Genomic DNA, 15,615 nt, shown 5'->3' on the forward strand with positions numbered 1-15,615 from the left:
TGACAATTGACTATCGAAAAGGAATCATTTTAGCTGATGAGCAGCCGTAGTGCTCCCAATGAATAATTCGCCTTGAATACGGATGTGCTCATAGGGAAGGGCAGGATTAGCGATACGCCATAACATCCGATCAGCTGCCCGGTATCCGGCTTCTCGGATTGACAGTAGAGGTCGGGTAAATAACGGCAGCTGCTCCGGTTGTTCATTCAGGATCCCTATCAAGGAAATATCTTGAGGAATGTTAAGTTGGAGCTCGGTACATAGCTGGTATACGGTGGCAACCTCTTCATTGACTCCGCAGATGATAGCTGTGGGGGCATAGTGAATCAGCTTATTACGCAGCTCATCAAGCCACTCGGGATGCGTATTCCGCTGGCTAATCGAATGGACATCCGGATCAACCTCGATATGGAATTCATTCATAGCATGAAGGAAAGCCTGCCAGCGTAAAATAAAGCCTCGTTGGTAATGCGTATCACCCACATACATAATGCGGTGATGACCGATAGATCGCAGGTAGGCAACAGCTTGATAGGTGGCTTCATAGATGTCCCAAATCACACTGTCTACTTTGGTCCCGAGAGGCGGAAAGCTTAACAGAATCTTCGGAATCGATAGACGAAAAAGTGCAGGCTCCCATGCCTTGGGGACGATGCTCGGGGCGATGAATAAGCCATCGGCAAATTCTAATCCGTGCTCTTCCAACCAGTCAGACATCTCGGTTTCCCGAATAGAAGTAGGGAGCATACAGGTTTCAATTTGATGGCCGAAGGAGGCGAATCGTTCATATAAGCCCTCAAATAATAGACGGTTGTAACTAACGGATTGTTCGGTTTGTACAAGTAAGAACCGCTTGCGTTCAATTGGATAGGAGATGATGCGTTCCGCCCTTAGGCTGCGAATCTGGTCTTTCGTGAAGTAACCTAGCTTTTCCGCAGTTTCGACAATAAGCTGCCGGGTCGTCTCAGACATGCCCGGTTTTCCTTTTAAAGCTTTATTGACCGTTTGTACGGTTAGTCCTAGCTCCTTGGCAATAGTCTTTAGTGTAACCGGCTTACGAATGGGCATGGAAGTGTACCTCTATTTTTCTGGATTCATACACCTATCGTATCATGTACTCATTATTGATTAAACTAAAATTAAACTTTATCATCGATTGCTACACTTTATAATGGGAGAGACGGATGATTAGGGGGAAGAAGAAACATGGAGCTTATAAATGATGAACGACGATGGTATGGAAAAAGCTGGTGTACACTGGGTGATAGTATTACAGCAGCTAATGGCTATCAACCTTTGGTAGGTGCGGCATTAGGCTTCTCCGTTATTACGAATGCAGGACAAAGCGGATGCCCGCTTACTGCAGGCGGTGACCGGGATTATGGCGCAACCGTGCATATAGGACGCAAGATGGAGCTCGGTTATGATTGTGTTACGATCTTCGCGGGTACCAATGATTTTCGTCTGGACAAACCGATAGGACGGAAGGAAGATCGAGATATTCATACGTTCTATGGGGCATATATCGAATTAGTGGAGGATATTCTTACGAAAAATCCCGCATGCCGTCTGAGCTTATGGACGCCTCTACAGCGTGATAAGGACGGCTTTGACATACACTCCGTCAACCAAGCTGGCCATCGGCTGATTGATTATGTCGAGGTCATTCAGGCCATAGGCCTTGAATATGCTCTGCCTGTGCTGAACTTATATGCTGAGAGTGGGTTCAACCGCTTCACACTTTCCGTTCTCACTTCAGATCGTTTGCATCCTAATGAGCAGGGCTATGCGCGTATTGCTTCGATGGCAAGCAGCTTTTTGGCGCGACTCTAGCACCTTGGTTTCCCTTGTCACTCAACCACTTGAAAATCACTAAAATCTCGGAACCTACGCCGCGTTGGCTGGGTTCCTTTTTTTGTGGCAAGCGTAGCCCTGTTAAAAATTATTTGATATTTGATCAAATATCAAATAAAGCGTTTACAAGGGTATCCAGATATGATATTGTATCAAATATCAAATAAAAAGATCATAGAGGAGATAACATGATGAATGTAACACCGGAATCAGCCTTAAATGAAACGACCTACTCTCGGGTTCGGGATAAATTGCGCCAAGATATTTTATCAGGTGAATTTAAACCTGGCGTACGCTTGCGGATCGTCGATTTGTCCAATCGTTACGGCGTCAGTCAGATGCCGATTCGGGAAGCTCTCCAGCAGCTTCAAGGAGAAGGGCTCGTTAGCCTGCTGCCTCATAAAGGAGCAAGCGTACGGGAAGTGAATGAGAAGTTTGTATCTGACATGTACGATATCCGTATGGCGATTGAAACGATGTTAGTTCGCAATGGCGTACCTTACATGAAGGATAGCGATTACAACAGACTTGTCACCATCGAAGAGCAATATGAGAAGGCGGCTGAGGAAGGGGATATGTTGTTATGTTTGAAGCTTAATGAGAGCTTTCACAAAATCATCAATAATCTGGCGCAAAATGAAGAGGCGATTCGCATTATTGACCGACATTGGGGACTGATTGACAGCATGCGCCAAATTTTTGGCTCGAACCGAGGAAACGATATTGTGAACGATCATCGGATGCTGCTGGAGGCTTTGAAAAGTCGAGATGCAGAAGCTGCTACAAGCATTACCAGAGATCATGTCATCAAAGCCAAAGAGGATTTGATTGCCAGAATCAAAGAAACGGGAAAATCATCTAAAGCCTAGATGTTTTTCGCTCTAATAATAAAGCGCTTACAAGAGAAGGGGGATGGGCGTGTTGTACGATCAAACGGTGACAAACCTCAAAGAGCCTGGAAAGTCACTGCAACGGAGAAGAAAGTGGTCCCAAATCCGAAAAGACAAGCTATTATATTTCATGGCTGTGCCAGGGGTTTTGTTCTTTCTTGTGTTCCATTACATACCGATGTACGGCATTTTGCTCGCATTTAAAAAATACAACATCTATCAAGGCTTTTTCGCCAGCGAATGGATTGGGCTGGATAATTTCAGAACGCTGTTTGGCATGTATGGATTCGACAGAGCTTTGAAAAACACCATTATCATTTCTATATACCAACTGGTGTTTGCGTTTCCAGTCCCGATTATTTTGTCTATTTTGCTGAATGAAATGCGGCATAAATTGTATAAGAAATTCGTACAAACGTCGATTTACTTGCCTCATTTTGTGTCATGGATTATTATTTCAGGCATTTTGTTTGCTATCTTTTCTCCATCCACCGGAGTCATAAAAGAAATCGCTGGTTTTTTCGGGCATGAAGGTGTGACCTTCAACCTGCTGAGCAGCAAGGAATATTTTCGTGGCCTGCTTGTTGTATCTAATATTTGGAAGGAAGCAGGCTTCGGTACGGTCCTTTATCTCGCTACCATTGCTACGATTGATCAGCAGATGTACGAGGCGGCTAAAGTGGATGGCGCGAAGAAATGGCAGCAAATTTGGCATGTTACGCTGCCGGGTTTGCGGACGACGATTGTCATATTACTCATATTTCGTGTAGGGAGCATGCTCAATACCGGCCTGGATCAAGTGTTTGCCCTCTACAACCCCCAGGTTTATGAGGTTAGTGAAATTTTGGATACGTATATCTACAAACTGGCTTTTCAGGAAGCAAAATATGATTTGGCTACGGCATCGGGTTTGTTTAAATCGGTCATTAGTCTAGTTCTTGTTTTATTTACAAATTTTATTGCGAAAAAAATTGATTCGGAAAGCGGGTTACTGTAACTGGTTTCGTACAGAGGAGGAACGTCTAGTGAAAGAATCGTTTGGGGAACGTGTAGGGCAATTCGTTTTGAATGTCGGTATGCTCCTGTTATCTATCGTTACCTTGTATCCCTTTTGGCATGTGCTGATGTATTCGCTGAGTGATCCGAAGCTGGCAATGGGTGGAGGGCTATTTTTTTGGCCGAAGGGTTTTTCTCTAACTTCCTATGAACTGCTGCTTCAAAGTAAAGGGATTTTTATTGCTTATGGAAACTCCATTTTCCGCTTAGTTGTAGGAACCGCGATCAATATTGTGTTCACCGCCATCTTGGCTTATCCCCTATCCATTCGAAGATTTAGGGGAAGAAACGCCATTACGCTCATGATTTTTTTCACGATGTTGTTCAGCGGTGGTATGATCCCGACTTACCTGATTGTCAAAGAACTCGGTATGATCGATTCCATTTGGTCGCTCATTATTCCAACCGCTATTAGTGCATGGAACCTGATTATCCTGAAAAATTACTTTCAGAGCATACCTGCCGAGCTCGAAGAATCGGCAAACATTGATGGAGCCGCTCCGTTGCGCATTTTATTTTCGATCATCCTGCCCGTATCGGGTCCTGTTATCGCCGCAATCGCTTTATTTTACGGAGTAGCCCATTGGAACTCGTATTTTGATGCTATTCTTTACATCAACTCTGATGCGAAACAAGTACTTCAAGTGTTTTTACGAACGATGCTGCAGAGCAGCTCGTTACAGCAGGTTCAAGGGACGGATAACTTTGCAGCCACAATCGGATTGGTCACCGAAGAATCGGTCAAAATGGCTACTGTTGTTGCTTCCGTGATTCCGATGCTGATCGTGTATCCACTTTTACAAAAATATTATGTCAAAGGCGTCATGGTGGGATCCATCAAAGGTTAGATTTTGAAGAGCGCTAGTAAGCTCTCGAAATAGATATTACTTAGGGGGGACATATATGGTGAAGTTGAAGAAGGCAGTCATTTTAAGTTTAATTGCATTGATGACGATGAGTACGGTAGCTTGCTCTTCTGGAGGGACCACAGGGGGTAAAGAAGGCGAAAAAACAGGTGAAAGCAGCAATTCTGGAGCACCGGTAACGGTACGAATTTTGATCGACAAGACGACTAACTTTCCTGAAGATAACACGGTAGTCCAGGAAATCCGCAAAAGAACGGGTGTTAATGTCCAGTTTTTGGCTGTGGATTCTCCAGACTTGGAAACGAAATTAAATACGATGATCGCGTCAAATGATGTGCCCGATGCATTCCTGAACCCGAATAAAGCGAAAATCAAAGATCTGGTTAGTAATCAAGTGATTATTCCTATGGATGATTTATTGAAGACAAATGGGAAAAACGTTACGGACAACAAGGGTTCCATATTAAAAGGCGCTGCTCAAGTGGATGGTAAAGTGTACGGCATTCCGCGTGGTTGGGGCTTTGGAAGCGCTCTGGCCGTTCGTAAAGACTGGTTGGACAAATTGAAGCTGCCCGTTCCGAAGACGATCGATGAATACTATACGGTGTTAAAAGCATTTGCCAATAATGATCCTGACGGCAACGGTCAAAAGGATACGATTGGATTGGGGGCTTACTTCGGAGGAGGAAGTGGATACCAGACGTTTCACCATATCTTTGCGGCTTACGGCGTTCCGCTCGGAAGGGGCAAAATGATTGACGGGAAAGTGATTCCATGGATATTGCAGCCCGGATTTATGGATGGTATCAAATTCCTGAACAAATTGTATAAAGAAGGCTTGTTGGATCCCGAGTTTGCTACGATTTCCAATTTGAAGGAATTTGAGAAGCTGTGGAACGGCAAGATGGGGGCATTCGATTTCACCCCGAACGGGACAACGCAAAACTGGCTGACTCGTTATGTTGAAGATCCAAAGCCAGAATTTGAGTATACCGTTATTAAAGGACCAAACAATCAAGGTGGAGCCCTGCGTTTATACCTCGAGGATTCCGGCCCGTGGATGCACATCAGCAAATCTTCCAAACATCCTGCAGAGGTCATGAAGGTATTGGATTTCTTGATTAGTGAAGAAGGTGATAAATTGACCTGGGCAGGTATTGAGGGCAAGCATTACAAGATGGAGAACGGCAATTTAACGTGGATCAAACCCTATGACGATGCAACCAGCTTGCGTAATGAGGGAGGATACGCCTACAACGGCGTGATGAATCGAGTGAATGGTTTTTCGGTTCAATTACTGAACGACAAAACAAAAGCCGGATTGAAGCTTGCTGCTGATAACGCGATCGACGATGCCTACCTTTACGATATTCCTGCCATTGATTTAGAGCAAAAGAAAGTGATGGATGACATTATTAATGAAGCCTTCATTACTTTGATTATATCGAATGGCGATCTCGATAAAGAATACGAGTCGTATAAGACAAAATATTTGGACGCTGGCGGTCAGAAGTGGATCGAACAAGCTACGGAAATTTATAAAAAGGAACATCCAGAGAAGAAATAGCGTGGATTATAATACAAGTTTCATAGGGGTGTGCAGATGAAAATAACTGGTGTGAATACGTTTGTTGTCGATTGTTACCGTACGAACTTTGTATTCGTCAAAATTTACACAGATGAAGGGATTTCAGGGGTTGGAGAAGCAACGCTGGAGTATAAAGAGAACGCTGTAACTGGGGCAATAGAAGATTTAAAACGTTACCTCATTGGTAAAAGCCCGCTTGATATCGAAGCGCATTATCACAATATATATCGTGATGCCTACTGGCGGGGCGGGCCCGTTCTGATGTCTGCGCTTAGTGCAGTGGAAATGGCGTTGTGGGATATTAACGGCAAATCACTAGGTGTTCCTGTTCACAGGTTGCTTGGGGGAAAAGTTAATGAAAAGGTGAAGGTTTATGCCAATGGGTGGTTTGCCGGCGCCACCTGCGTAGAGGATTTTGGTATAAAAGCCAAGGAAGCGAAGAAGCGCGGATTCAAGGGATTGAAGTGGGATCCGTTCGGCAAAGCGTATATGACCCTCTCGAACGAGGAATTGGATAAGGCCCTAGAATGTATTGGCGTTGTGAGAGATGCCGTCGGTTATGACATGGATCTATTCATTGAGGGGCATGGTCGGTTTAATGTACCTACAGCGATCAAGATCGCGCAGGAGATTCAGGCTTTCAAGCCGGTGTGGTTCGAAGAACCGGTTCCGCCAGATAGTTTGGACGCCATGCTGGATGTAAGGCGGAAATCTCCGGTCGCCATCGCAGGCGGGGAAAGATTATTTACTCGACAAGCGTTCAGCGAAGTGTTCAAAAGAAAGGCACTGGACTATGTTCAGCCGGATATCAGCCATGCCGGAGGCATTATGGAATGCCGCAAAATCGCTGCAATGGCAGAGGCGAACTATATTCCATTCGCCCCTCATAACCCGAGCGGTCCAGTAGCCAACGCTGCTACCTTGCAATTGGCCGCATGTACGCCTAACTTTTTTTATCTGGAAATTATGGCAAGCGATGTGCCTTGGCGGAAAGAGATTACGAATGAACAGCTGCATTTCGAGGATGGATATATGACGATCCCGGATAAACCGGGGTTAGGCATAGAACTGCATGAAGACGCAGCAATTCAGCATCCTTATGTTCCGCATGATTTGCGGCATTATAACGGGCAACTCATTCAAATCAGACCGCCGGCTGCCGAGTTCTATTTTTAAGCCATATCCGAAACCGAGGTGAAGAATCGTTATGTTTGATTTATCTGGAAAAGTGGTCCTGGTTACGGGGTCATCGCAAGGTCTCGGACGCGGGATGATCTTAGGCATGGCTGAGGCCGGAGCTAATGTAATTATTAATGCACTAGATGTGACGGACAGCACACTTCATCTTGTTGAGCAGGTCAAGGCGATAGGGCGAGAGGCCATTGCGATTCAAGCTGACGTCAGCCAAGAAGAGGATGTCCAAAGATTGTTTCATAAGGCGGTAGAGAAGTATGGCCGCCTTGATATCATGGTCAACAATGCTGGTACTTCCAGAGCGGAAACGATCGACGAAACGTCGCTGCAAAGTTGGAATGAAATTATGAACAACAATTTGACGAGCACGTTCTTATGCTCGAAGTATGCCATGGACATCATGATGCCGCAAAAAAGCGGAAGAATTATTTCCATAAGTTCGGTCGTTGGACATCAGGGTGCATTGTATGGTCATGTTCATTACGCTGCTAGTAAAAGCGGACAGATCGGCTTCACGAAAACACTCGCCCGAACGGCCGCTCCTTATGGCATTACCGTAAATGCGATCGCACCGGGCATTATCGAAACTGAATTATTGCTTCAAACGCATGGGGATGAGAAGCTGAACAAGTTAACCGAATCCGTACCTCTAGGCTTAGGGAAGCTTGAAGATGTTGCGGCTGCGGCGGTATTCCTGGCCAGCGATGAAGCCAGGTACATTACCGGAGTTACGCTGGATGTGAACGGCGGTCTTTATTTAAGATAAAGAAAGGACAGATCGGGAAATGACTCTTTCAATTAAGGCAGGACAATTACAGTTTGCTGTAGATCCGCAGGGACGGTTCGTACGTTGGTCGGCGGAGGGACTTCTATTACAAGAGAGTGCAGGAGCGGATTTCTGGAGAATTCAACTGGACGACGGCGAGTTTCGCGACATGTCCGTTCGATCAAGCCTTCAGAGCGGGATCGTAACCGAAATTGAGGGTGGATTGGCTATCCAATATAATCAGCTCGAAGCAGAGGACGGTAATACCTATCCAGTCTTGTTTCGCGTTCAGATTCTCGTAGTTGGAGAACAATTGCACTTCTCATACAAGGTAACCAATCAAAGCGAGGTACGAGTCAATGAGGTCAAACTTCCATTCGTAGATGTATCCGTTGTTGCGGATGAACAGCGCTTTCGCGATGTTCTGTACCGCAGTGAGGGGCATGGACACCGACTTGCAGATCCTTGGACAGCAATTGACAAGGCTCACAGTGAATACATGTCCAGCGATAACCATGAGATTTGGCTCGACATGACCTATCCGAGTTTCGGCAGCATGGCTTGGTTCGGTGTGCAGAGCGGTTCGCATTTCCTCTATGTAGGTCGGCATGATGATAACTTCACTACTTGTGTGTTGGCCGCAGGGATAGGTCCGCGTAACAGCGATCCGCGTCTCGTTCTAGCCGTTTCTCAGTTCCCCTTGGTGCAAGGCGGAGAAGAAGTTTCATCTCCCACATCTGTCGTAGCGTTCGTTCCCGGGGATTGGCGGCAGGGCTCGGCCATTTACAGACAATGGGCGGATGGTTGGTTCAGTGAACCGCAGAAACCTGACTGGGTACAAGAGCTTCGAGGATGGCAGCGAATCATCATGAAGCATCAGTTCGGTAAAATCTATTTCCGTTATGAAGATTTACCACGAGTCTATGAGGAAGGCAAGGCGGTCGGGGTGGAAATGATTCTGCTCTTCGGTTGGTGGAAGGGCGGCTTCGATAACGGTTATCCCGTATATGAGCCGGATCCTGCCCTTGGCGGAGAAGAAGGGCTAAAAGCAGCGATTGCGGAAGTGCAGCGTCGGGGGGGACGTGTTGCTCTTTACACAAATGGCGTACTGATCGATGTAAACTCAGACTATTACAAGGAAACCGGACACCGGATTTGCCGCAAAAATATTGATGGTATGGAGTACAGGGAGCATTATAAATTCAACAATGACGGCATGCTGCTGCGAAATTTTGGCTACAAAAGCTTTGTGTCTGCCTGTCAGGCTACTGATGAATGGAATAAGCAGCTTATCCAGATCGGTCAACAAAAATTGAGCTACAATCCGGACTCCATTTTCTACGATCAGATCGCTGGACATTTTCCTCATCTCTGTTTCGATGCCACACATGATCATGGAAACCGTGGGGATAACGAGACGATTTGGCGTCGGCGCAATTTGCAGCAATTGCGTGAATTATGCAAGGAGGACAAAGCTTTCGGCTCTGAATTCGTTGTCGATTGTTATGCGCCGCTTCTGGATTTCCATCATAGCTGCGGGTATGCCAGCTTCAAGGACGATGACTCGTTCCCCGAACTTTATCGGCAGACGTTCCCAGAGACGATTATGTCCAATCGGTTCATTCATGATGAGAGAAGTGATTTTAGGCGACAGCTTAACTTCGCATTTGTGTACGGGTATCGTTTTGACATCGCGATTTTCCGCAGCCGGGCAACCGTGACTGCGGCTGAGGCCTATGCAAGCTATGTTAAGGAATTGATCGCTATACGCGACCGTTACGCCGAATTTTTCTATCACGGCACCTTTTCACTGGATACTGATATGGAACTGCCTGAGGGAATGATCAAAACAGAATACGTTCATCATGCGAGAAGACTTTTCGTATTCTGGAATGATTCTGCAGTGGAGAAACAGATTTCTTTCCAAAACCGAATAATTCGTTTGGAAGCCAATGAATTTCGATGTGAAATTGTGGAATAAGTAGTGTGGTAAAAGGGGCAGCAAGGTTGCTATGTGTTCAAGTCGGCACGGATCAATCTTGTTGTTTTCGCTTAGTTATAAATCGAAGCGCTTACAATACATGCTTGTTAATCATAAGGGAGGCTGTTTACAGTATGTATAAAAAAATAGTATCGGGTGTGGTTTTTTGTGTGTTTTTAGCTGCGCTGCTATTCCCAGGGTCGGCAAGTCTGGCTGTTGGCGCTGGAGATACCGGCGTACTACAATTTCAAGACGATTTTAGCGAGGGCATGTCGTTATGGAAGGGGGTAAAAGGATCATGGGTTGTTGATAACGGGGCTCTTCGGGTTACCTCGTCCAGTACGAACGAAATAGAGCCGAAGGGATCGAATTCCGTTTGGCAGGATCAAATTGTCGATTTTCGCATCCAAATCGTGGGAGCGCCAGGAGGCGGTTTTACAAGAGTCTTTACCAGGTTTGTGAGCAACACCAGCAATTTGGGATTGCTGATCAGACCTTCGGGATTAAGCTATACCATAAATGGAGCTGCAGAGTCGTACCTTTCCAGTTATACATTTACCGTGGGTACGAACTATGACGTAAAGATGATCCTTTCAGGAAGTACGGCAACCATCTATGCCAAAACGGAAGCGGCATCCGATTACACGAGCGTAGGGACGATTTCAGGCTTGCCCGTACAGAACGGAAAGCTGAAATTCCAAACATCCAATGACAAGGTGCTGTTGGATAATGTCAAAGTATCTAATATGCAATCTTCCGCTTTTATGGTAAATGGACGCGTATTGTCTTCATTAAATCTGGGAAGTCCATCTGCTTTGCAGCTAATCAATACAACCGGAAAAACCGTTGTCTGGACTTCTAGTGACACGACGAGGGCAACCGTAGATGGAAATGGTGTGGTAACTGCTGTAAGCAGGGGCCTGGTAACGATTACGGCTGCTACGGCTGATAATCTGGAACAAGCCAGATTTGATATCTATGTGAAGGACCCGGTCGATCCCGCAGGGATATTGCAGTTCCAGGACGATTTCAGCAATGGCATGAGTTTGTGGAATGCCGTATCCGGAGCATGGGGAATCGATCATTCGCAGCTTATTTCCCCGGCCGCCTCATCCTCTTTGCTTGAGCCTAAAGGGACCGATACCAAGTGGAGGAATATGACGGTATCAATGAGGTTTAACCGACTCGCCACCAGCTCTAACGATAACTTTATTTCGATCAAATTAAGGTACGTCAACGAAGCCGATTATACACGTTTGCTGATCAGAGGTACCGGATTAAGTTATATCCAAGCAGGTGGACCGGAGCAGTCTTTTTATGCAACGACATTCAACATGGGGACGGATTATGATATCAAATTGGTTGCGCTGGATGATTTGGTGCAAGTGTATGTAAAAAAAGCAGCCGATCCTGATTACATTATTGCGGGTGCGATTTCCAATGCTTCCTACAACTTCGGCAAAGTACAACTGACAACTTACAATGTAAAGGCTTCTTTAGATGACATTCAAATATGGAACCATGAAAGCTCACCGTTTATTTTGGGTGAAAAATTAAGTGCTTTCGACACGGGCTTGGACGAATCGCTGCAATTGAAGAATATAACCGGGAAAAGTGTGGTGTGGGGTTCAAGCGACAACCAGGTGGCGACAGTAGATCAGACGGGAGCTGTTACAGCGCTCGCGCGAGGACAGGCGGTCATTACCGCAGCAACCTATGACGGACTCTATCAGGATAAGGGTGAAATCGTGGTCAAGGATCCGATTAATCCTACCGGAGTATTGCAGTTCCAGGACGATTTCAGCCATGGCATGAGTGCGTGGAAAGCTGTATACGGGACGTGGACGGTTGATCATTCCCGGCTTTCTTCGACCTCAACGGCGTCCTCCTTGATCGAATTGAAAGGGACGGAAACAACGTGGAGGAACCAAACGATTTCTATGAGGTTTAACCGAGGCGAAGACCTGGCAGGCAACTTTATTTCTGTGAAGTTCAGGTATGTCAGTGAAGCCGACTATACACGTTTGCTGATCAGAAGCACCGGATTAAGTTACATCAAAGCAGGAGGCACAGAGCAGTCGATGTATGCAACGACATTTAACACGGGGGAGGATTACGATATTAAATTGGTTGCGCTGGATAATTGGGTTCAGGTTTATGTGAAAAGCGTAACCGATCCTGACTATACGTATGCGGGTGCCATTTCCAATGTTTCCTATGTATTCGGCAAGGTGCAGCTGACGACGTATAATGTAAAGACTACGGTAGATGACATACAAATATGGAACCATGAAAGCTCGCCCTTTGTCTTGAACGCCAAACTTACTGCAATCGCAAGTGGATCTAGCGAACCGCTGCAACTGACCCATACGACAGGGGAAAATGTGGTGTGGACTTCAAGCAATACGCAGGTGGCGACCGTAGACCAGACGGGAGTGGTTACAGCCATTGCGAAAGGTCAGACAGTCGTTACCGCTGCAACGTATGACGCTTCCTTTCAGGATAAGAGCGATATCGTCGTATATGTCCGGCCTACAGGAATTGCCCTCAACAAATCGGTTGCATCGCTCTACGTTGGTGAAGCTGAGGAACTTACAGCTTCGGTTAGTCCGGAGGATGCCGATAATCCGTTTACCATATGGACTTCCAGTGATCCTTCTGTAGTAAGCTTGGTTGGAGGCTCCAGTACATCCAGAGCCATTAAAGCCCTGTCTGCAGGGACAGCGGTAATCACCGTTACTACCGTAGACGGCGGATTCTCGGATTCGACCCAAGTTGTTGTGAATCCTGTGCCGGAACCAACCGTATCCATGGCTGAATTCGCGATTGATCCGACTCCGAATGCCCTGCCGCCCCATTTCTTAGGAGCACATAACGAACAATTGGTGAAGGTTGGAAGGGTAACGGACTTTCAATTGGCAAGCTTTGATAACCTGGGCATGGATCTCAAGCTTCAAAATGTTCGTGGACCCGATGGAACGGGTGCAAATTATTACTTGTACAACGAAGGCACGGTCATGAATTCAAAGGATCCGCGTTATCAGCAATTCTATGGGAATCGAACCGTTGGGGCGGTAGAGAGTGTGAATCTGCAGCCCGGGTACCCGGGATTATATCTGGCGGATTCCTATCATCTCTCCAATACATTAGAGGTTCCTTATATCTATGTTTTGAATGTAAGCTCTCAGTCCGTGGACGAAATCGTGGCACAAGTTCAGCAGATGAAGCAGCAAACCACACAACCCATCTATGTGGAACTGGGGAACGAGCTTTATTCCATCTTGAATGATGCAAGCTTCCCGTCAGTCACTGAATATATCGCCAAATGCAAATTAATCTATCAGGGAATTAAAGGCATAGATCCAACCATTAAGATCGGGATTGTGGCTGTCGCAAAAGATTTGGAAGACCGAATAGCGGCTGATCCCAATAATCAGCCAGACCCTAATGTGGATTGGGGAGCTACGCAGGGAGGACGCGTTGCCCTATGGAATCAGACTCTCATGACAGACAGCAGTTTCTATGACGCCATCATCGTCCATGTGTATTCGCCCATTCCCAATTTATTTGATGTAACGAACAGCAAAATGATGAAATACTTGTATACGTATAATCAAAGTGCATTGGAAGGTCTAGTCTTTCAGAAAAACCAATTCTCTGGCAAGGAAATATGGGTGACCGAATGGTCTTCTCTTCCAACCGTCATTTTTGGCGAGAAAGACCCTAACGAAAAGGCACGCAAGCAATTTATGAAAACTCCGGCATTTGCGATGCACAATATGGAACGCATGCTGCAAATGATCGAGTCGGGTGCAGTGACGATTTCGGACGTACATGCGATGGTAGATCCCCAAGGGTTTGGAATCGTGCAGCAAACCGCGGGTGGAGATCTCGCTGCATTACCGAATTATTATGTATTTAAAGCTTTGGGAGATTTGCTCAACTCCAATAGCAGCTATTACAAGCTCAATCTTGTACACGGTAATGTTCAAAATGAAAAGCTGCGGTTCATAGCAACGGATGTCTATTATAACGTTGCGGATGTTGGTGCATGGGGGTTCGGTGATGCGGGCGGCATTAAGAAGGTCATTTTTGCCAATCGGACGATGAACCCTGCCAACGTTTCCATACCCGGATGGGATCTTAAAACAAAATGGGTATATGGGGGCTCCAATCCTTTACCCGAGTTCCTGACGAACCCGAATGCGAGTTGGTTAGACGCGCCGCAAGCGAATCCATTACCGGAGACGCCATCTCCCATGTTCACCGGAGAGATTCAATTGAAGCCTTACTCCATGACGATTGTGGATGTCATTGCACCTGTCAATCCATAACTGTCGTTCAAGATTAGAAGCAAGTGGCTGTCCTCAAGTAGATTTATCTACTTCTAGGACAGCCATTTTTTTCGGTAGATGGAATCGCTGCGTTCATGCGCTACTTCTACCCCAGCGGTTCTTTATTCCGATAATGCTGAGGTGCGACGCCTTCGATCTTTTTAAACATCCGGCTGAAGTAAAAAGGATCTGGATATCCGACTTCATTGGCAATCTCCTGAACACTTTTATCCGTACTGCGCAGCAGATGTTTGGCACGTTGGGTTTTAAGCTGGTGGATGTAGTTGTGGATGTTCGTTCCAGCATATTTTTTAAACACCTGACAAAGATATTCGTATTTTCGATCCAGCAACCGCTCTAGCGTTTCTTTGGAAATGTCCGAATCGTAAAAATTGTTCAAATGATTGACTAGTTTGCGGAATGTGAGGTATGAAGCGGGGAAAGCCGTGTCCAAATCGCTTTGCTTCAAAAAATCACTCGCCATAAGCCGGAGTATTTCGCCAAGCAATAAGGTGGCATGAAAACGAAAATAGCCCTTGGGTTGTTTCATTGTCTCCACCAGATCTTCAAACAAGCCGAGCAGCTTATAACGCTGTAAGGAATGAAACTGACGCGGGACGACAAGCAAATCCTCATGAAGGATATCCGTGGTTCTTAGCTCCGTCCGTTCGGCATGGACAATATTAAGCTCGGATGCCCGATCCAGCACGAATTCATTGAGGCAGGGATCACAGGAAAATTGCACCCAAAAAAATTGACCCTGTTTTTCATGGGCATTCCATCCGGAATGTGTCTCCCAAGGCATCATAAGCAGCGACTCCCCAGCTTGCAAGGTCATACGCGCTTCGCCAGTCTGCAAATGTACCGTTCCGTCGGCAATGACGATTAGTTCGTAATGTGGATTGTGATGCTGGCCGAAGAAATGGAGGTTATTTGCATCGAAAAGATCCGCCCATTTGACGTCTAGCGTAGATAATCGAGAAAGAGAGTAGTACATGGCATGACATCCCCCGATATTTATTCTTATGAAAACAAAACTATGTACATGGCACTACAAAAGAACCGCTCCTATACTAAAATCATCAC

11 protein-coding genes are annotated in these 15,615 nt (G+C 46.0%); 9 read left to right on the forward strand and 2 right to left on the reverse strand.

Annotation, left to right across the window (positions count from 1 at the left end; genetic code table 11):
* Nucleotides 1-24: 24 nt before the first annotated feature.
* Nucleotides 25-1,068 (reverse strand): LacI family DNA-binding transcriptional regulator, encoded by a 1,044-nt coding sequence (locus tag BVG16_RS00940; RefSeq protein ID WP_078496667.1) that lies wholly within the window; start codon nucleotides 1,066-1,068, stop codon nucleotides 25-27.
* A 138-nt stretch (nucleotides 1,069-1,206) separates the two neighbouring features.
* Here BVG16_RS00940 and BVG16_RS00945 point away from each other — a divergent pair, with 138 nt between their 5' ends.
* The 9 genes from BVG16_RS00945 (at nucleotide 1,207) to BVG16_RS33035 (ending at nucleotide 14,529) form a co-directional block, all read left to right on the forward strand.
* Nucleotides 1,207-1,833, forward strand: a complete 627-nt coding sequence (locus tag BVG16_RS00945; protein WP_078496668.1) for an SGNH/GDSL hydrolase family protein — start codon at nucleotides 1,207-1,209, stop codon at nucleotides 1,831-1,833.
* 209 nt (nucleotides 1,834-2,042) lie between these two features.
* Nucleotides 2,043-2,723 (forward strand): GntR family transcriptional regulator, encoded by a 681-nt coding sequence (locus BVG16_RS00950; protein WP_078496669.1) that lies wholly within the window; start codon nucleotides 2,043-2,045, stop codon nucleotides 2,721-2,723.
* Between the two features lie 49 nt (nucleotides 2,724-2,772).
* Nucleotides 2,773-3,741: an ABC transporter permease gene (locus BVG16_RS00955; RefSeq protein WP_198957396.1), complete on the forward strand. Its 969-nt coding sequence runs from the start codon at nucleotides 2,773-2,775 to the stop codon at nucleotides 3,739-3,741.
* 28 nt (nucleotides 3,742-3,769) lie between these two features.
* Nucleotides 3,770-4,648, forward strand: coding sequence for a carbohydrate ABC transporter permease (locus BVG16_RS00960; RefSeq protein WP_078496670.1), 879 nt, complete (start codon nucleotides 3,770-3,772; stop codon nucleotides 4,646-4,648).
* Between the two features lie 55 nt (nucleotides 4,649-4,703).
* The gene (locus tag BVG16_RS00965) at nucleotides 4,704-6,233 is read left to right on the forward strand and encodes an extracellular solute-binding protein (protein WP_078496671.1); all 1,530 of its coding nucleotides are present in this window, start codon (nucleotides 4,704-4,706) and stop codon (nucleotides 6,231-6,233) included.
* A gap of 36 nt (nucleotides 6,234-6,269) precedes the next feature.
* Complete coding sequence (dgoD, locus tag BVG16_RS00970) at nucleotides 6,270-7,430, forward strand: galactonate dehydratase (protein WP_078496672.1); 1,161 nt, start codon at nucleotides 6,270-6,272, stop codon at nucleotides 7,428-7,430.
* 31 nt (nucleotides 7,431-7,461) lie between these two features.
* Nucleotides 7,462-8,214: an SDR family NAD(P)-dependent oxidoreductase gene (locus BVG16_RS00975; RefSeq protein ID WP_078496673.1), complete on the forward strand. Its 753-nt coding sequence runs from the start codon at nucleotides 7,462-7,464 to the stop codon at nucleotides 8,212-8,214.
* A gap of 19 nt (nucleotides 8,215-8,233) precedes the next feature.
* The gene (locus BVG16_RS00980) at nucleotides 8,234-10,195 is read left to right on the forward strand and encodes a DUF6259 domain-containing protein (RefSeq protein WP_078496674.1); all 1,962 of its coding nucleotides are present in this window, start codon (nucleotides 8,234-8,236) and stop codon (nucleotides 10,193-10,195) included.
* Nucleotides 10,196-10,329: 134 nt separating this feature from the next.
* Nucleotides 10,330-14,529 carry an Ig-like domain-containing protein gene (locus BVG16_RS33035; protein ID WP_078496675.1) on the forward strand — a complete coding sequence of 1,400 codons (4,200 nt, stop codon included), beginning with the start codon at nucleotides 10,330-10,332 and terminating at the stop codon, nucleotides 14,527-14,529.
* 106 nt (nucleotides 14,530-14,635) lie between these two features.
* Here BVG16_RS33035 and BVG16_RS00990 read toward each other — a convergent pair whose 3' ends face one another.
* Nucleotides 14,636-15,526, reverse strand: a complete 891-nt coding sequence (locus BVG16_RS00990) for an AraC family transcriptional regulator (RefSeq protein WP_078496676.1) — start codon at nucleotides 15,524-15,526, stop codon at nucleotides 14,636-14,638.
* Nucleotides 15,527-15,615: the final 89 nt, after the last annotated feature.

It is taken from the genome of Paenibacillus selenitireducens, from assembly GCF_002021565.1.
GTDB lineage: Bacteria > Bacillota > Bacilli > Paenibacillales > Paenibacillaceae > Paenibacillus_K > Paenibacillus_K selenitireducens.